This is a genomic window from Bifidobacterium biavatii DSM 23969 (assembly GCF_000741165.1).
Classification (GTDB): Bacteria; Actinomycetota; Actinomycetes; order Actinomycetales; family Bifidobacteriaceae; genus Bifidobacterium; species Bifidobacterium biavatii.
Map to the genome: position 1 here is coordinate 1 of NZ_JGYN01000028.1, position 17,731 is coordinate 17,731.

Annotated in this window: 14 protein-coding genes, 2 rRNA genes and 1 pseudogene; 13 read left to right on the top strand and 4 right to left on the bottom strand. The window is 62.2% G+C overall.

Annotated elements, in window-relative coordinates; all coding sequences use genetic code 11:
• From BBIA_RS09425 to BBIA_RS09435, 3 genes are all read left to right on the top strand, one after another.
• Positions 1-270: ribosomal RNA gene (locus BBIA_RS09425) — 23S ribosomal RNA — on the top strand; the annotation flags it as partial.
• 176 nt (positions 271-446) lie between these two features.
• A 5S ribosomal RNA gene (gene rrf / locus BBIA_RS09430) occupies positions 447-563 on the top strand.
• A gap of 121 nt (positions 564-684) precedes the next feature.
• Entirely contained in the window at positions 685-1,665 is a 981-nt protein-coding gene (locus tag BBIA_RS09435; protein ID WP_081892224.1) for a GmrSD restriction endonuclease domain-containing protein, read from the top strand.
• A 198-nt stretch (positions 1,666-1,863) separates the two neighbouring features.
• Here BBIA_RS09435 and BBIA_RS13445 read toward each other — a convergent pair whose 3' ends face one another.
• Positions 1,864-2,610, bottom strand: a complete 747-nt coding sequence (locus tag BBIA_RS13445; protein WP_051923948.1) for a hypothetical protein — start codon at positions 2,608-2,610, stop codon at positions 1,864-1,866.
• Between the two features lie 291 nt (positions 2,611-2,901).
• On the opposite strand from BBIA_RS13445, the gene pyrB reads away from it, so the two are divergent.
• From pyrB to pyrE, 7 genes are all read left to right on the top strand, one after another.
• Complete coding sequence (pyrB, locus tag BBIA_RS09445; RefSeq protein WP_033493550.1) at positions 2,902-3,864, top strand: aspartate carbamoyltransferase; 963 nt, start codon at positions 2,902-2,904, stop codon at positions 3,862-3,864.
• Entirely contained in the window at positions 3,864-4,298 is a 435-nt protein-coding gene (locus tag BBIA_RS09450) for an aspartate carbamoyltransferase regulatory subunit (protein ID WP_033493552.1), read from the top strand. Before pyrB ends, BBIA_RS09450 begins: the two co-directional genes overlap by 1 nt.
• Before the next feature lie 112 nt (positions 4,299-4,410).
• Positions 4,411-5,847, top strand: coding sequence for a dihydroorotase (locus BBIA_RS09455; protein ID WP_033493554.1), 1,437 nt, complete (start codon positions 4,411-4,413; stop codon positions 5,845-5,847).
• A gap of 16 nt (positions 5,848-5,863) precedes the next feature.
• Positions 5,864-6,838, top strand: coding sequence for an orotidine-5'-phosphate decarboxylase (gene pyrF / locus BBIA_RS09460; protein ID WP_033493556.1), 975 nt, complete (start codon positions 5,864-5,866; stop codon positions 6,836-6,838).
• Between the two features lie 205 nt (positions 6,839-7,043).
• Positions 7,044-7,874 (top strand): dihydroorotate dehydrogenase electron transfer subunit, encoded by an 831-nt coding sequence (locus BBIA_RS09465; RefSeq protein WP_033493558.1) that lies wholly within the window; start codon positions 7,044-7,046, stop codon positions 7,872-7,874.
• Positions 7,875-7,878: 4 nt separating this feature from the next.
• Positions 7,879-8,832 (top strand): dihydroorotate dehydrogenase, encoded by a 954-nt coding sequence (locus tag BBIA_RS09470; RefSeq protein ID WP_033493559.1) that lies wholly within the window; start codon positions 7,879-7,881, stop codon positions 8,830-8,832.
• Between the two features lie 70 nt (positions 8,833-8,902).
• Entirely contained in the window at positions 8,903-9,601 is a 699-nt protein-coding gene (gene pyrE / locus BBIA_RS09475) for an orotate phosphoribosyltransferase (protein WP_033493561.1), read from the top strand.
• A 70-nt stretch (positions 9,602-9,671) separates the two neighbouring features.
• Here the strand turns inward: pyrE and BBIA_RS09480 are convergent, their stop codons facing one another.
• Positions 9,672-11,255, bottom strand: a complete 1,584-nt coding sequence (locus BBIA_RS09480; RefSeq protein WP_033493563.1) for an ATP-binding cassette domain-containing protein — start codon at positions 11,253-11,255, stop codon at positions 9,672-9,674.
• Between the two features lie 383 nt (positions 11,256-11,638).
• Between BBIA_RS09480 and BBIA_RS09485 the strand changes: the two genes are divergently transcribed.
• The 3 genes from BBIA_RS09485 to BBIA_RS09495 all read left to right on the top strand — a co-directional run bounded on the left by BBIA_RS09485 (position 11,639) and on the right by BBIA_RS09495 (position 16,669).
• Positions 11,639-12,562 (top strand): LysR family transcriptional regulator, encoded by a 924-nt coding sequence (locus BBIA_RS09485; protein ID WP_033493566.1) that lies wholly within the window; start codon positions 11,639-11,641, stop codon positions 12,560-12,562.
• 271 nt (positions 12,563-12,833) lie between these two features.
• Positions 12,834-14,756, top strand: coding sequence for an ABC transporter ATP-binding protein (locus BBIA_RS09490; protein WP_202962046.1), 1,923 nt, complete (start codon positions 12,834-12,836; stop codon positions 14,754-14,756).
• Complete coding sequence (locus BBIA_RS09495; protein WP_033493567.1) at positions 14,756-16,669, top strand: ABC transporter ATP-binding protein; 1,914 nt, start codon at positions 14,756-14,758, stop codon at positions 16,667-16,669. The genes BBIA_RS09490 and BBIA_RS09495 overlap by 1 nt, the downstream gene beginning before the upstream one ends.
• 78 nt (positions 16,670-16,747) lie before the next feature.
• Here BBIA_RS09495 and BBIA_RS09500 read toward each other — a convergent pair whose 3' ends face one another.
• Together BBIA_RS09500 and BBIA_RS14460 are read right to left on the bottom strand one after the other, a co-directional pair.
• On the bottom strand, positions 16,748-17,377 hold the full coding sequence (locus BBIA_RS09500; protein ID WP_033493569.1) for an HAD family hydrolase: 630 nt from the start codon (positions 17,375-17,377) through the stop codon (positions 16,748-16,750).
• A 121-nt stretch (positions 17,378-17,498) separates the two neighbouring features.
• Positions 17,499-17,731: pseudogene (locus tag BBIA_RS14460) on the bottom strand (bifunctional ADP-dependent NAD(P)H-hydrate dehydratase/NAD(P)H-hydrate epimerase); the annotation flags it as partial.

Sequence of the window (17,731 nt, forward strand, 5' to 3'; positions counted from 1 at the left end):
TCTTGAGGAGGCCTGCCCATAGTACGAGAGGACCTGGGTGGACGAACCTCTGGTATGCCAGTTATCCCGCCAGGGGTATGGCTGGTTAGCTACGTTCGGAAGGGATAACCGCTGAAAGCATCTAAGCGGGAAGCCCGCTCCAAGATAAGGATTCCGTAAGGCCTTGAGCCTTTGTACCCTCCATGAAGAACACGTGGTTGATAGGCCGGACGTGGAAGCCGTGCAAGCGGTGGAGCTGACCGGTACTAACAGGGAACAGCAACCAACTATGCACACTCGTATGAGTGTGACACGCATGATCCATACTGCGCAAGATCTTGTGAGGTGACAAGGAATACTCACGATCACACGATCAACACGAAAAATAACGCGTTCACTCTCCGGTTCCCAAACCATCACGAATACCGGTTAAACGAGCATGCTTGTTTAACTGTTAATTAAAGATTTGCGGCGGTCATGGCCCAGGTGAGACGCCCGGCTCCATTCCGAACCCGGAAGCTAAGGCCTGGCACGGCAATGGTACTGCACCCGATAGAGTGTGGGAGAGTAGCACACCGCCGCATCAACACTTTTACCAGAAAGCCCGATACCACAACGGTATCGGGCTTTCCTTATCTGTACAGCATATTTCCGTATAATCGCATACCGGGCATGATGCCAACAGCGATATAGGAGGTTATGATCATGTCGCCGTATTCGGATCGGACACAGCATGGCGGGCGCCGGCGTGCTGCCGGAATCGTGTCATTGGCACTGGCAGTGGCATTGGGACTGTCCGCCTGCACGTCATCACTGCAACTGGACAGCAATGACCAAACCACGTCTGCGGGAACGAATGCAAGCGGATCTCCGGCAACCGATGCCTTGGCCAAACTTCCCGTCAAAGGCCGTGCTCCGAAAACAGGCTATTCTCGCGACCAGTTCGGCGCTGCATGGGCCGATGTCGACCACAACGGCTGTGATACGCGCAACGACATTCTCAACCGTGACCTGACCGACAAAACATACAAGGCCGGTACGCATGATTGCGTCGTCGCAACCGGAACGCTGCAGGATCCGTACACGGGGTCCACCATCAACTTCGTACGCGGGCAGAATACCAGTGCCGCCGTGCAAATCGACCATGTCGTCGCCCTGTCCGACGCCTGGCAAAAGGGGGCGCAGCAGCTGACCGCCGACCAACGCGAGCAACTGGCCAACGATCCGTATAATCTGCTTGCAGTCGATGGTCCTTCCAATCAGCAGAAAAGTGACGGGGACGCCGCGACGTGGCTGCCGGCGAACAAGTCGTACCGTTGCGCATACGTGGCCCGGCAGATCGGCGTGAAATCAAAGTATGCGCTGTGGGTCACCCAGGCCGAACATGATGCCATGGCGAACGTGCTTGCCAGCTGCCCGTCGCAAACCGTGCCGGAAGATGATAGTGCAACGTCGTCCAATACGGATGACGATGCTGGTCAGGACTCCGGCCAGAGCGGCACGCAAAGCAGCACGACCAACAATCAGCAGTCGTCGGACAATACCGACAACGCAGACGGTGATAATACGGTCACTTATAAGAACTGCGATGCCGTGCGCGCCGCCGGCAAGGCGCCGCTGCACAAGGGTGATCCGGGATATTCTGCCAAGCTCGATCGCGATGGCAACGGTGTCGCCTGCGAATAGGCCAGTGCCCGGTCGGGTTTATCGTGATGGAGCGTGACCGCTTCTCGGCCGCTGTGTGACAGTTTTCCGGCAAAGGGGAGTCACATGGCGGAGGCGTTGAAAGTCCGACAAGCCCTTACACCGTTTGTTGCTGTCATTCCGACAGTGGTCTGACGCGGCGTTTCGACTGCGTGTGCGGGCGGCCGGTCATGGGCCCGATCAGTCCGCTTTGCCGGCCTGCGCGTCCACCCAGTCGTTGACCGCGGTGATCGCCTCGTCTAGTGTGACCTTGGCTGCCTTATAGTATTTGGAATCGGTGATGCCGCTGTCGTTCATGAGCTTGTCGGCTGCGTCGACGGCCGTGCTGAGCCCGTTGACGATCATCCTGCCCGCGGTGCCGTCCCCGATGGTCTTCCCCACGCTGTCGAGCAGTGCGTTCGCGGTGTCGATGGACTTGCCCAGTTCCCGCCTGGCCTGCGCGGTGTCATCCGATGAGCTCGGCGTTTCTGACTGCTTGTGATCCGGGTCGTTGGTGCTGTCGTCGCGGTTGCGCTGTTCGATTGCGGCCGCCTGTTCGTTCATCGTGCCGGCGGCGGATCTCAACACGGAGGAGGCCGCATAGAGTCCCTCCGTGGAATCCTTGCCGGAGCAGGCTATGGAAACCGATTCTGACATGGTTCCGGTGGCTTGCTGGAGACGATCATGCGCCTTCGCATATGCGGAGAGCGACGACCGGCAAGCGCTTAGGGCGGTCTCATGCTGCGCATGGATCCGCGTCACAGTCCATATGCCTGCGACGACGAGCAGCATGACTGCAGCGGCAACGACGACACCCATGACCCACGTATGCGAGGCGACGTCGCGGTCCGGGGAATCAGGTGTCGTCTCCGGCGCGTTCTGCGGTGGTACGTATGGCGGAATCACCTGCGTCGTTTCACCGTCGGCATCGATCGGTACGGTATCCATAGCGTTTCCTTCCCTTGACAGTCGCCAGCATATATCGAGCCGGCGGCTTTACGTGCTGCCAATATCAACCGGACAAAATGCGGTCCGCCCGCATCCCTGACGTCCGGCATCCGTTGCGATCAGATGTGTTCACCCCCATGCCGCAGGAGGTGAACATACGGTGAACACGCGGGGTCGCGTGTCACGGCGAAACGCGTGTATAGTCGGATAGGTCACTTCTGTGGCCACCTTATCCGCTTCACGCAAGAAAGGTGAGCCGTGTCAGTAACAGACGAGTCGGTTGAGACGCCGATGATTGGTAAGAGCGTCATCTCGCTCGATGATCTTTCCCTCCGCCAGATCAAGGAACTGCTGCATAAGGCGCAGTACATCGATTCCCATCGCCGGGAAGTCGCGCACACCTGCGACGGCAGGGTGCTGGCCACGCTGTTCTACGAGCCGAGCACGCGCACGCGTCTGAGCTTCGAGACCGCCATGCTGCGCCTCGGCGGCAAAGTGATCGGCTTTGCTGGTTCCCAGCTGTCCAGCGCGTCCAAGGGCGAGTCGATCGCGGACACGCTTAAGACCGTGTCCAACTACGTCGACGTGGTCGCGATCCGCCATCCGAAGGAAGGTGCGGCGCTCGTCGCCTCCCGCGCCGCGTCCGTACCGGTCATCAATGCCGGCGACGGCGGCCACATGCACCCCACGCAGACGCTTGCCGATCTTGCCACGCTGCAGTCGCGCTTCGGCCGCGTCACCGACCTGACCGTCGGCCTGTGCGGCGATCTCATGTTCGGCCGCACTGTGCACAGCCTCATCGAAACACTGTGCCGCTTCGGCAACGTGCATTTCGTGCTCATCAGCCCCGACGAGCTCAAGACCCCCCAGTACGTGCTCGACCGCATCGACGCGACTCCGTCCTGCTCCTACACCGAGGTCAAGGATCTCGTCTCCGTGATCGGCGACCTTGACGTGCTGTACATGACCCGCGTGCAGCAGGAACGCTTCTTCAACGAGGACGACTACCTGCGTCTGCGCGACACGTACATCCTCGATGAGGACAAGCTCCAGCTCGCCAAGCCGAACATGGCCGTGCTGCACCCGCTGCCGCGCATCAACGAAATCGCCGTCGAGGTCGACAACGACCCGCGCGCCGCCTACTTCGAGCAGGTGAAGAACGGTATGCTCATGCGCATGGCGCTCGAAAGCTCTGTGATCGGCGACGAACTGCCCGGATACGAACCGCTTGAAGCCAAGGAGGTCAAGGCCTGATGGAAGTCACCAGCATCGTCAACGGCATCATCATCGATCATGTGCCGGCTGGCACCGCGCTCAAGGTGCTCGAATACCTGAAGATCAACCCGGCGAAGACCAAGCTCGCGCTGATCATGAACACTGACAGCCACCTGTACGGCACGAAGGACATCATCAAAATCGAGGACGAGGACGGCAAGAAGACGCCCGCCATCGACCTCGACGTGCTCGGCCTTGTCGCGCGCACCGCGACCGTCGGTATCGTGCGCGGCGGCAAGATCGTCGAAAAGAAGACGCCGACGCTGCCGGAGCACGTGGTCAACATCCTCACCTGCAAGAACCCGCGCTGCGTGACCACCACCGAACGCGGCATCGACCAGATGTTCCACCTGACGCACTCCGAACGTCAGGAGTACCGTTGCGATTACTGCGACGAGGAAGCGAAACTCTGACATTTCCATCGGCTCCCCGCGAGATCCGCCGTTCCGACAGCGCGGGGAGCCTTTCCTGATACGAACAACCGATGAGTATCTTGAACTGAGCACCCTGAAACAAGGAGCCAATATGCTGACCCTGCGCAACATCACGGTGTGGGACACTGGCGAGACGATCGACCTGGTGATCCCCGAAGCCGACGCAAGCCGACTGTTCAGCGAAACGGGCGCGGTGACGGACGGCGAGTTCGACGCGACCGGCCTGACTGTCGCACCCGGTTTCGCCGACCCGCACGTGCACTTCCGCGATCCCGGACAGACCTACAAGGAATCGATGATTTCCGGCTGCCGTGCGTCCGCGTCGGGCGGTTACACGAACGTGCTCATCATGCCGAACACCGTGCCGGCAATGGACGGCGAACCGGTGACCGCCGACGAGCCCGGCGCGTCCGAAGTGCTCGACGCCGGCTACGATACGGTGATCGACTACCTGCAGCATTACGAGGCCGTGCATGACGTCGCGCTGCCGGTGCGCTACGACCTGTGCGTGTGCGCGTCGAAGGGACGCGTCGGCGGTGAAGCGACCGACCCGGACCGTTGGCGCGACTACCTGCCGTCGTCTGCGACCGTGCGCGGGACCGCCAAGGACACGTACCAGCTTGATCATCCGGTCACCGCGGTCAGCGACGACGGTTCCGCCGTGACGCCCGGCATTCTCGACGACGTGCTGCGCAATGTCAAGGACACTGGCCTGTATCTGATCGAACACTGCGAGCACCACGACACCGGCGCGGTCAACGACGGCCCAGTCGCGCGCGAACTCGGCGTGCCCGGCATTCCGGAGGACACCGAGCTGAAGATTGTGTCGCGCGACATCGAGAAAGCCCGTGAAACCGGCGTCCACGTGCACTTCCAGCACGTGAGTACGGCGATCTCGTTCGACGCGATCCGCAAGGCGAAGGCCGAAGGACTGCCGATCACCTGTGAAACCGCGCCGCACTACATCGCATTGTGCGACGAGGACCTGCTCAAATACGGCACGCTAGCGAAAATGAACCCGCCGCTGCGCTCCGCTGCCGACCGTCAGGCGACGATCGCCGCGATCGCGGACGGCACGGTCGACATGCTCGCCACCGATCATGCGCCGCACACGCTCGAGGAAAAGGAACGAGGGTTCCTTGACGCGCCGAACGGCATCATTGGCCTCGAATGCGCGTACGGTGTCGCGCACAAGGTGCTCGTCGACGGTGGATATATTGACGACAAGCGGCTCATCGAGCTCATGTCGGTCGCGCCGCAGCATCTCATGGGTCACACGCCGACCGATGTGGCCGGACTGCTCAACACGTCCGCCAAGTGCGCGGTCAAGCGCACATTGGACTTGGGTAAGGTCGAACATCCCGAAAACGTCAATCTGGTGATCCTCAACACCGGCGAATCATGGACGGTGGACCCCGAACGGTTCCATTCGGCCGCACGCAACACGCCGTTCGGCGGATGGCAGGTCACTGGCCGACCGCTCGCCACCGTACTCGGTTCGAAACTAGCGTTCAGCCGGATCAAGTAACGAAAGGAACAACGTCATGGATCGACTGATCGAAGCGATCGAAAACGCGCAGAATCCGAGCGTGGTTGGACTCGACCCGACGCCGGCGCTCGTGCCGCCGCAGGTCGTCGCATCGTTCGCCGACGAGGTACGCGACTCGGTCGAGGACGAGTCGGAAATCCCGGCCGCGCAGCTCGCCGTTGCGTATTTCGAATTCAACCGTACGATCATCGACGCGGTCGCCGACATCGTGCCCGCCGTCAAACCGCAGATCGCCATGTACGAGGCGATCGGCCCGGCCGGCGTGGATGCGTACACGATGACCTGTGAATACGCGCAGCAGCAGGGACTGTACGTGCTCGGCGACATCAAGCGCGGCGACATTGGCTCGACCGCCGCCGCCTACGCCGGCCACCTGAGCGGCGTCGTGGGCTTTGACGGCGATACGCAGCCGTTCGACCCGTGGCACGAAGACGCAGTCACCGTCAACCCGTACCTCGGCACCGACGGCATCACGCCGTTCGTGGACGCAGCAAACGCGGCCGACAAGGACATTTTCGTGCTCGTGCGCACGTCGAATCCGTCCAGCAAGGAACTGCAGGAACTCGACCTCGCCGACGGCGGCAAGCTCTACGAACACGTCGCCGATCTGGTCGAAGGCTGGGGGAGCGGTTCCATCGGCAAGCACGGCTACTCGCGTGTCGGTGCGGTCGTCGGCGCGACACATCCGGAGGAGGGTGCCGCGTTACGCAAGCGCATGCCGCACACGTTCTTCCTCGTGCCCGGCTACGGCGCGCAGGGAGGCACGGCGACCGGCGTCGCCGGCATGTTCGACGCGGACGGTTCCGGTGCGATCGTCAACTCGTCGCGCGGCATCATCGGCGCATGGAAGAAGACCGGCGACTACCGTGACGACATGAGCGCCGACGATGCGCTCGCCCTCGTTGCTTCCGCCGCACGCAAGGCCGCACAGGACATGCGTGACGACCTGCGTGTGAACGTGTACCGGTGAGCATGGCGGGCGGGCCGGGAAACGAATGACCGGCCCGCCCGCAGCCCGCGGCTTTTCGCATGGGGAAGGGCGGCGGCGCAGGAATTGTGCATTGATCGGTACGGCGCCTGTCCGCAGGCATGACCGGTCATCTGCGGCAGACCTTGCCGTAAGCTAGGCCATTGGCGTGAATAACAAGACGCAGACGAGGAGAACCAAGGAAGCAATGCCCACAGCACCCTTCACCCCCACCGCCGACGTGGTTGCCGAAGCGACCGAAGCCGGCTATTTCCCCGGCCGCCACACGGTCGACATCACCGAAGTAGTCAAACTCACCGCAGGCGTGTACCGTCTCACGTTCCGCGACGCGTACATCGCGAAGCACGCGCGTCCGGCGCAGTTCGTGAACCTGTTCAGCCATGACCCGATGAAACTGCTGCCGCGTCCGTTCGGCGTGAGCGAGGTGGACGGCGATCTGGTGAGTGTCATCTTCGCCGTCGTCGGCAAGGGCACCGCGGAATTCGCCGAACTTGCGGCAGGGGATCGCATTGACGTGCTCGGCCCGCTCGGCCGCCCGTTCAACACGAAAACCGCCGCGCATTACATCCTCGTCGGCGGTGGTCTCGGCGTGCCTCCGCTCATCTACACCGCGCAGCATCTCCAGTCGAACGGCGACGCGCGCACTACCGCCGTGTTCGGCTACCGCAACGATCATTTCGCGGACCGGTACGTGTCCCGCTACGCGGATGCAACGGTAAGTATCGACGAATCCGAAGGAAACGTCATCACGCTGCTCGACCGGATGGAAGCGGCCGGCGAACTCACCCGCGATGGTCTCGCGCCGGTGATCCTGTCCTGTGGTCCGCTGCCGATGATGAAGGCGGTCGCCCAGTGGGCGTCCAAGCGCGGCATCCCGAGCCAGCTGAGCATGGAACAGCGTATGGGCTGCGGCTACGGCACCTGCGTGGTGTGTGTGGTCGACACGGTCGACGGACGCAAGAAGGTGTGCTCGGACGGTCCGGTGTTCACCGCGGAACAGCTCGGATGGGAGGCGTGAATCAATGACCGAGAACGGCAACACCCCGATCAACGTGTACGAAAAGCACGAGTGGAAGCACAAGACTGTCGTCGCCGGCGTCGAATGGAAGAACCCGGTCGGTACCGCGTCCGGCACGTTCCAACTGGCCGCCTGCCGCTGGTTCTACGACGTGAGCCAGATGGGCGCGATCTCCACCAAGGGCGTTTCCCCGGTGCCGTGGGAAGGCAACCCCGGCCCGCGCACGGCCGAAAGCCCGGCTGGCATGGTCAACGCGGTTGGCCTGCAGAACCCGGGCGTTGACCACTATCTCGTCGACGAACTGCCCAAGCTCAAGGAACTCGGCGCGACCGTCGTCACCAACGTCGCAGGCCACAGCGACGACGACTACGCGCAGGTCGTCGCCAAACTCGCCGACTCGCCGGCCGACATGCTCGAAATCAACGTGAGCTGCCCGAACGTGAGCCACGGCGGCATGTCCGTCGGCACCGACCCGGTCGCGTTGAGCCGGCTCATCGGCCATCTGCGCAAGCTCACGTCCAAGCCGATGATCGTCAAGCTGTCGCCGAACGTGACCGATATCGCGCTCATCGCACGCGCCGCCGCCGAAGCGGGGGCGGACGCGCTGAGCCTGATCAACACGCTTGTCGGCATGCGCATCGACATTCGCACCGGAGAGCCGATCATCTCTAACCGCACCGGCGGCGTGAGCGGCCCGGCGATTTTCCCGATCGCGCTCGGCTTCGTGTGGCGTGTGCGCCAGGCCTTGCCGGACATCCCGATCATCGGCATCGGCGGCATCGACTCGGGCGAGAAGGCGCTCGAATTCCTGTACGCCGGTGCGAACGCCGTCGAAGTGGGCGCGGCCGCGCTCTACGATCCGACCGCGCCGATCCGCGTGGCGCGCGAACTCGACGACCTGCTCGACTCACGTCCGGAGCTTGCGGCGAAGCTCGCCGCGGGCGAGACCTGGCGCTGACGGCACCGTATGACGTATGTTTCGGCTCCCCGTTCCACCGGGGAGCCGTGGTTTCGATAAGGAGAACATCATGACCACCGCATCGCTCGACCATCGCTTCACCGAGTTCCTGCTCGACTCGCAGGCGCTCAAATTCGGCGACTTCACGTTGAAGTCCGGCCGCAAGTCCCCGTACTTCATCAACGCGGGCGCGTTCAACGACGGCCGCAAGATCGCCACGCTTGGCGCGTTCTACGCCGAGAAGATCGCCGAGGAGATCAAGGCCGGCAATCTGCCCGCCGACATCGACACCGTGTTCGGCCCGGCGTACAAGGGCATCCCGCTGGGCGTATCCACCGCGATCGCGCTGACCTCTGCGCACGGCATGGAAATCGGCTACACGTTCGACCGCAAGGAGAAGAAAGACCACGGTGACGGCGGCATGATGGTCGGCACACAGCTCAAGGACGGCATGAAAGTGCTGCTCGTCGACGACGTGATGACCGCCGGCACCGCCGTGCGCGAGGTCATCCCCAAGCTCAAGGCCGAAGCGGACGTTGAGGTCGTGGGCCTCGTGCTGTCCGTCGACCGCATGGAGAAGACCAAGGACTCCGACCTGTCCGCCGTCAAGGCCGTCGAAGCCGAATTCGGCTTCCCGGTGTTCGCCATCGCCAACGTGCGCGAGATCTTCGAAGCTGGCCAGCACATCACCACCGCGTCCGGCGAACCGTACGTGACCCCTGAGATCAAGGCCGCCGCCGACGCCTACCTCGCTCAGTACGGCGCGTGACCGTGCCTGCATGACCGCATATTGAACGAGTCCTTCCGCTGTTTACCTATTGGCGGAAGGACTCGTCCTGTTATCGGTCGATCGTCAGACGAGCCCGCGCGCCGGCGCGTTGCAACGACCAGCGGACCGTCGTGGCCTGCCGCAGGAAACTCTCGTCATGGGAGACGAGTATCAACGCGCCGGGATACTGTGCCAGCGCACGGCCCAACGCCTGCATCGAATGCAGATCAAGATGATTCGTTGGCTCGTCCATGACGATCAGATGTGGATGCCGACGCAGTCCCAGACACAACAGCAGCTTGCGCAGTTCGCCCGGAGACGGACTGCCGCCGGCGAGCAAACGGTCCGGGTCGGCGTTCAGCTGCGCGACGGACGACAGGACGATGCCGCGATCTTGCGGCGTCAATGAGGCCAGACGCGTCATCGCCCACCGGGCATCCGCATCCGTGGTGTTCTGCGGCAACACCAGGCGGGGCACATGCAATCCGGTGCGCCGCTCATCCTGATCGATGGCGTGCAGCATCGCATTGACCAGCGTGGTTTTGCCGGTACCGTTCGGTCCGCTGATGCCAATGCGATCGTGCGGGCCGACAGTCAGCATGGGAATGGCGACGCCGTCGCCACGCTCCGAAACCGTTACGTCGGCATCGTCCCCGTAGGGGATGAATCCGGCCTCCAGCCGCACCAATTCACGGCGGCTGCTCGACTCGGCATCCATCCAGATGTCGCCGTCATACCGTTTCGCAGCCGTGACCATGTCTGCCGCCTTCTCCTGGGCCGCCGTGACCTGCGCGTCGATACGGGCGCTCGCCGGTCCGAGACTGCTTGGATTGTGGTTGTATTTGATCGCGTTTCTCGCGTCATGATCTTTTGGATTGACGAAACGATGGTTCCTGGCCGACGACACTTCCAGCGTCGCGTCATGCTTGCGCTGCGCCTTGACCGACGCGAGTCGCGCGGATTCGCGGCGTGCGTCGCGCAACGCCGTGTCCGCCGACTGACGGTCGATCGCCGCGCTCGCCGATGCGGCGGAATAGTTGCCTGGTCGCATACGAATGACGGTCACGTTGCGTCCCCTCACATGGTCGCGTTCGAAGAACGCGCAACGGTCGGCTACTGCGTCGATCAACGCCACGTCATGCGATACAAGGATGCCAATGCCGTCGAACGCACGCAACGCGGCGATGATGTGCCCGCGGGTCGGCGCGTCCACGTGGTTCGTCGGCTCGTCTAGCACCAGCACGTCCGGACGCAACGCCAACGCGCAGGCGATCTGCAGGCGCTTTGCCTCGCCGCCGGACAACGTATCAGCGCGCCACGGCCAGTCGTCGCCGATGTTTAGATCGCGACGGATCGCCAGTGTCTCCGGCGACCAGTCGTTGGCGAAATCCTCCAGATTCGTCGGCATCTCATCGGTGTTCTGCGGGCAGTACCCGGGAACGAAGCTACCCGGAGTGGGGGAGACACTGCCGGAATCGGGTTGCAGTCGGCCGAGCGCGATGCGGGCCAGCGTGGTCTTGCCGATGCCGTTGTCGCCCAATACGGCCGTCCAGCCGCGGGCGAACGTGGCCGACACGTTCTCGAACAATGGTTCCGGCGCTTCGGGATAGGTGAAGGTGATATGGGACAGGGTGAGTACGGAATTCGGTGACATATGGCACTCCAATGCTGTGCGCTTGCCGCGAACCGGCGTCTCGCTGATGATTGCGGGAACCTTCGGTTGCGGCGTAATGGATGTGATTGCGTATGGCACCAATATGCGAACGGCATATGCAAGGACGGCATGGTCGCCACGGATTCGAAGCGAAGCGAGTCCATGCGCGGAGCCATGCGACAAGCGTTCCATACGGATATGCTTCATCTGCGAAGCCGTCCGCCGGTGCCGCTTATCGAATAATCAACGTGGTACGTCCTTGCTGTTCCGGCGATTCTGGCATATCGAACCGCCATTGTCTGTTCTGAACGATTCACATCATACACGGAAGTCGGACTTATAAGTCGATCTCACGTAGCGGGCTTACGCTATAACTAGAGTTTATGACACTGCTGCAGCTGAAATACATCGTCAAGATCGTCGAATGCGGGTCGATGAACGAGGCCTCGCATGAACTGTACGTTTCGCAACCCGCGTTGAGCTCGTCCGTGAAGGAACTCGAAAATGAGCTGGGCATCGAGATCTTCACCCGCTCCTCGCAGGGCATCGCCCTGACCGTCGACGGCGCGGAGTTCCTCACCTACGCGCGCCAGGTGCTCGACCAGGCCGCTCTGCTCGAGGAGCGCTACAAGAACGCGAAGCCACGCAAGCAGCTGTGCTCCGTGTCCACCCAGCACTACATGTTCGCCGTCGAGGCGTTCGTCGAGATGATCAATTCGATCAAGTCCGACGAATACGAGTTCACGATCCGCGAGACGCGTACCAAGGACATCATCAACCAGGTCGCCAACATGCTCTCCGAAATCGGCATCCTGTACCTGTCCGATTTCAACAAGGACGTGATCGGCAAGCTGCTGCGCGAGAAGCACCTCGAGTTCCATCCGCTGTTCCGCGCCCCGCTGCACGTGTTCCTCGCCCGCACCAACCCGCTGGCAAGCAAGAAAAAGCTCACCATGGAGGACCTCAAGCCCTACCCGTTCATCCAGTACGAGCAGGGCGAGGACGGCAGCTTCTACTTCGCGGAGGAAGCCGTCTGGCCCGAGTACAACCCGAAGCAGATCAACGTGACCGACCGCGCCACGATTCTGAACTTCATCGTCGGGCTCAACGGCTACACGGTGTGCACCGGCATCGACAACGGCGACCTCAACAACGAGAAGATCGTCACCGTGCCGCTCGATTCGGACGAGACAATGCTCGTCGGCTGGATCACCAACGAGCGTGCGAAGCTGTCGAAGGCCGCGGAGGACTATCTGTCGAAGCTTAAGTCGGTGGTCGCCTCGCACGGATACAAGCTGATCGACTGAATCCGGTCGGTCGCTCGGCCGATCGAATCGTGCGATGCTCCGGCCGGGGTCGTTCTCGATAGTGCGGGAACGACCCCGGCCGTTGTTGTTATGCGGATCTGCGCCCACCCGGTTCGGGCCGGACGTCGCTGGACGCCGCCTGCGCATGGTCATCATGCGGGACGTGCGAGCGCGTGCGGACCGATGGTGTTGCTAGTCTTGTTTGCGTTCACAGGAGCCGCACTCGGCACAGACGCACGTATGCGCGGCAACCAGCATGGAGGAACGGTAAGTGAAAACAGTACGAATACTGCTGCAACACGTCGGCGAATTCAAACGCGACGCGATTCTGACGCCGATATGGATGATCGGCGAAGTGGCATGCGAGATGATCATCCCGCTGCTCATGGCCACGCTCATCGACCAAGGTGTCGAAAAGGGCGACATGGGCGTGATCTCCCGCACGGCCGGACTCATGGTGCTCATGGCCCTGTGCGGACTTACGGTCGGCTGCCTCGGTTCGGTGTTCGGCTCGCGCGCCGCCACCGGTTTCGCGAAGAACCTGAGACAGGACCAGTACGACAACATCCAGACGTTCTCGTTCTCAAACATCGACCGGTTCTCCACGCCGAGCCTCGTCACGAGACTCACCACCGATGTGATGAACATTCAGAACGCGTTTATGATGATCTTGCGCATGGTGCCGCGCGCATTCTCCAGCCTCATTATCGCCATGTGCATGGCGTTCGTGGTTTCCGGCACGATGGCACTCATCTATCTCGGCGCGGTCGTCGTGCTCGGCACCATTCTCGGCATCCTCATGAACATCGCTGCGAAATACTTCCGTCAGGCGTTCCCCGAATACGACGCGATGAACGAGTCGGTCGAAGAGAACGTGACCGCCATGCGCGCGGTCAAGGCGTTCGCCCGCGAACCCATGCAGATACGCGTGTTCAAAGCCACGTCGAAACGCATCTACGACATCTTCCTCAAAGCTGAGCTGGTGCTCGCCGCCGTTGACCCGATCATCCAGACCACTGTGTGGGGATGCCTGCTGCTCATCAGCTGGGTCGGCTCGCACCTGATCGTGCAGAACCAGCTCACCACCGGTGACCTGACCAGCCTGCTCATGTACTGCATGAACATCCTCATGAGCCTGGTCATGCTGTCGATGACGATCGTGATGATCACCATGTCGTCCGCTAGCGCCCGCCGCATCGCCGAAGTGCTCACCGAAACCGACGACATGCCGGCCTCCACGCATCCGGTCAAGGAAGTGCGCGACGGCTCAATCGAGTTCAGGCGCGTCGACTTCGCCTACCCGGCCGTCAAGCTCTCGGAGAACGACCCGGCCGCGAAGCGCCGCATCGAAGCCACCCGCCAGCTCATCGCCAAAGGTCCCGAAAACGTGCTCACCGACATCAACCTGACGATCCCGTCCGGCGCGGTCGTCGGAGTGATCGGCGGCACCGGTTCGTCTAAAACCACGCTCGTGAACCTCATCCCGCGCCTGTACGACGTGACCGGCGGCACCCTTACGGTCGGCGGCGTGGACGTGCGCGACTACGACCGTGACGCGCTTCGCGACAAGGTCGCTGTCGTGCTGCAGAACAATGTGCTGTTCTCCGGCACGATCCTGTCCAACATGCGCTGGGGTAATCTGGACGCGACCGTCGACGACTGCAGGCGCGTATGCGCGATCGCATGCGCCGACGAGTTCATCAACAAGCTGCCGGACGGCTACGAGTCGAAGGTCGAGCAGGGAGGCCAGAACTTCTCCGGCGGCCAGAAGCAGCGCCTGTGCATCGCGCGTGCGCTGCTCAAGGATCCGAAGGTGCTGATTCTGGACGATTCGACGTCCGCGGTCGACACCGGCACCGACGCGAGGATCCGCCACGCGTTCGCCAGCCAGATGCCCGACGTGACGAAGATCATTATTGCGCAGCGCATTTCCAGTGTGCAGGACGCGGACATGATCGTCGTGCTCGACGACGGTCGGATCAGCGGCGTCGGCACGCACGACGAACTCATGCGCACGAACGACATCTATCGCAGCATCGTCGAACTGCAGACGCAGGGCGGCGGCGATTTCGACGAGGAACAGTTCGCGCAGTTGTCGTCGGAAGTAACGGGAGCTGCGAACGATACGAACGCCACGAACGACGATATGCAGAATGGCGTCCGCAACGATGACGAAGACAAGGAGGAACGCTGATGCCCGGACCACGAGGCAATGCCGGCCGCATGGCGGCCGAAGCGAAGAAGGGACGCGAACTGGAGCATCCGTTCCGCATCTTCATGCGGCTCATGCGATTCGTGTTCGGCATGTATGGCGTGCAGTACGGCATCGTGATCGCGCTCATCGTCGTCACGATCTACGCGCAGGTGCGCGGCAACCTGTTCTTCCAGACGCTCATCGACCAGTACATCATGCCGATGCTCGCCTCGCACGACCACGATTTCGGTCCGTTACTCGGTGCGATCGGCGTCATGGCGTCGATCTACGCAGCCGGCATCGTCGCCAACGCGGTGAGCGCCGTGCTCAAGGCGTTCATCACGCAGGGCTTCATGCGCCGCCTGCGCAACCGCATGTTCGAACACATGCAGCGACTGCCGCTCGGCTACTTCGACACGAACTCGCGCGGCGACGTGATGAGCCTGTACACCAACGACATCGACACGCTGCGGCAGATGGTCTCCCAGTCCATCCCGCAGATCATCAACTCGGTGTTCAGCATCGTGATGATCCTGTTCAGCATGATCTACCTGAGCGTGCCGCTAACCGTGGTCGTGCTTGTCGTATCGGGGCTCATGGTGTGGATGACGAAGGTCATGACCGGCAAGTCCGGCACGTACTTCTCCCGCCAGCAGAAGTCGGTCGGCGCGCTTAACGGCTACGTCGAGGAAATGATGAGCGGGCAGAAGGTCGTCAAGGTGTTCACGCACGAGGCCGCGGCGAAGTCCGATTTTCGCGAGCGCAACGACCGGCTGTTCGACGCGTCCAACAAGGCGAACATGTTCTCCGGCTTCCTCGGGCCGATTAACAACCAGCTCGGCTACGTGGCGTACGTGCTGTGCGCGCTGGTCGGCGGCTGGCTCGCGGTCAATGGCGTGACCGGGCTGACGTTGGGTGGTTTGGTGAGCTTTCTGACATTCGTTAAGAGCTTCACGATGCCGATCAGCCAGGTCAGCCAGCAGCTGAACTCGATCGTCATGGGTTTGGCCGGTGCGGACCGCATTTTCAAGCTGCTCGACCAGCAGGTCGAATCGGATGACGGCAAGACGACGCTGGTGAGCGTGCGTCGCGACTCCGCGACCGGCGAGCTGACCGAGACGGACGACCGTACCGACCAGTGGGGTTGGCGCGGCGCGGACGGACGGATCGTGCCGATGCGCGGCGACATCCGGCTCGACCATGTCACGTTCAGCTACGTGCCCGGTAAAACGATCCTGCACGACATGACGATGTTCGCCAAGCCCGGTCAGAAGATCGCGCTCGTCGGCTCGACCGGTGCGGGCAAGACGACGATCACGAACCTGATCACACGGTTCTACGACATCGACTCCGGCACGATCACGTACGACGGCATCGACATCGCCGACATCCACAAGGCTGATCTGCGCCGGTCGCTCGGCATGGTGCTGCAGGACACGCACCTGTTCTCCGGCTCGATCATGGAGAACATCCGCTTCGGCCGGCTCGACGCGACCGACGATGAGGTGATCGCCGCGGCGAAGCTCGCCAACGCACACACGTTCATCGAAAAGCTGCCGAACGGCTATGACACGCAGCTGACCGGCGACGGCGCCTCGCTGAGCCAGGGACAGCGGCAGATGCTTGCGATCGCGCGCGCCGCCGTGGCCGACCCGCCCGCACTGATCTTGGACGAGGCGACCTCGTCGATCGACACGCGCACCGAGTCGCTCGTGCAGGCCGGCATGGACGAGCTGATGAAGGGCCGCACCACGTTCGTGATCGCGCACCGCCTGTCCACGATCCGCAACGCGGACTGCATCATGGTGATTGAGGCAGGCCGCATCATCGAACGCGGAACGCACGACGAGCTCATCGCCCAGCAAGGCCGCTACTACACGCTGTACACCGGTCTCAAGGGGAAACGGCAGTAAGAGAGAAGTGGTGCAAAGAAAGAAGCCCGTATGCATGGTATGCGCATACGGGCTTCTTCTTGATTGACTTGAGATCGGTTACAGGCGCACGCCGAGAGCGGTGAGGGATTCGCGGGCCTCGAGCGCGTTGCCGAAGAGCAGGCCGTGGATACCGACTTCGTTGGCGCCGACCACGTTCTTGGCGGTGTCGTCGAAGAACACGCAGTTACCGGCGTTGAGACCGAAACGGTTCAGCGCGAGTTCGTAAATGTCAGTATTGGGCTTGTGCATCTTCTCCACGCCGGAGACGACTGTATCGTTCAGCAGTTCGGCCAGGCGTGGGAACTTCTCGAACGCGAAGTGGAATGTTTCGTGCGACCAGTTCGTCAGCCCCCACACACCGTAGCCGTGGCGCTTGAGATCCTCGAGCAGTTCGACCATGCCCGGCAGCGTGCGCGGCAGCGCATCGTCGTAATGGTCGATGTAGTACTTGAAAATCCCGGCGATTTCCTCGCCCTGTTCGCGTACGACGTCCGGATAGATATCGGCGAAGTCCTCGCCCGCGTCCATACGATCCTCGTAGCGGAAGAAGCCGTGAGGATCGTCGTCCGCGCAGATCGCGGCAACCACGTCGTCCGGAAAATGGCCGTCGAGACAGGCGTGCGTCTGCCAGTCGAGCAGCACGCCGCAGAAATCGAAAATGACGTCGGTGATGGGGGACTGGGCCATGGGCACTCCTTGGAATCGGTCGGGTGGATGATGGAGTACAGTGTACCGGCGGCCCGCTTGAAACATGATGGCCGTTCCAAACGGGCCGCCGGCGGACACCGCACGTACGGACTATGTACGACTACGACAGTAGCTGGCGGAACGCGGCGGGAATCGCGTCGATCACGTCCGAGGCGACGATCGGATGGCCGAGCTTACCGCCGAGCGGGCCGCGCGACGACGCACCGTAAATCGTCGGCGGCGTGAATCCGCGCTGATCCGATTCGGACGCGATCGCGGCGGCGTACCCGTGCAGATACGCGCCGTCGGCGACGACCTGCGGAATCGACGCGTCATCATCCTGCTGGGCGAGCA

Coding starts and splice junctions, on each gene's coding strand:
- BBIA_RS09435 (WP_081892224.1), top strand. CDS start 685: ATGTCGCCGTATTCGGATCGGACACAGCATGGCGGGCGCCGGCGTGCT.
- BBIA_RS13445 (WP_051923948.1), bottom strand. CDS start 2,610: ATGGATACCGTACCGATCGATGCCGACGGTGAAACGACGCAGGTGATT.
- pyrB (WP_033493550.1), top strand. CDS start 2,902: ATGATTGGTAAGAGCGTCATCTCGCTCGATGATCTTTCCCTCCGCCAG.
- BBIA_RS09450 (WP_033493552.1), top strand. CDS start 3,864: ATGGAAGTCACCAGCATCGTCAACGGCATCATCATCGATCATGTGCCG.
- BBIA_RS09455 (WP_033493554.1), top strand. CDS start 4,411: ATGCTGACCCTGCGCAACATCACGGTGTGGGACACTGGCGAGACGATC.
- pyrF (WP_033493556.1), top strand. CDS start 5,864: ATGGATCGACTGATCGAAGCGATCGAAAACGCGCAGAATCCGAGCGTG.
- BBIA_RS09465 (WP_033493558.1), top strand. CDS start 7,044: ATGCCCACAGCACCCTTCACCCCCACCGCCGACGTGGTTGCCGAAGCG.
- BBIA_RS09470 (WP_033493559.1), top strand. CDS start 7,879: ATGACCGAGAACGGCAACACCCCGATCAACGTGTACGAAAAGCACGAG.
- pyrE (WP_033493561.1), top strand. CDS start 8,903: ATGACCACCGCATCGCTCGACCATCGCTTCACCGAGTTCCTGCTCGAC.
- BBIA_RS09480 (WP_033493563.1), bottom strand. CDS start 11,255: ATGTCACCGAATTCCGTACTCACCCTGTCCCATATCACCTTCACCTAT.
- BBIA_RS09485 (WP_033493566.1), top strand. CDS start 11,639: ATGACACTGCTGCAGCTGAAATACATCGTCAAGATCGTCGAATGCGGG.
- BBIA_RS09495 (WP_033493567.1), top strand. CDS start 14,756: ATGCCCGGACCACGAGGCAATGCCGGCCGCATGGCGGCCGAAGCGAAG.
- BBIA_RS09500 (WP_033493569.1), bottom strand. CDS start 17,377: ATGGCCCAGTCCCCCATCACCGACGTCATTTTCGATTTCTGCGGCGTG.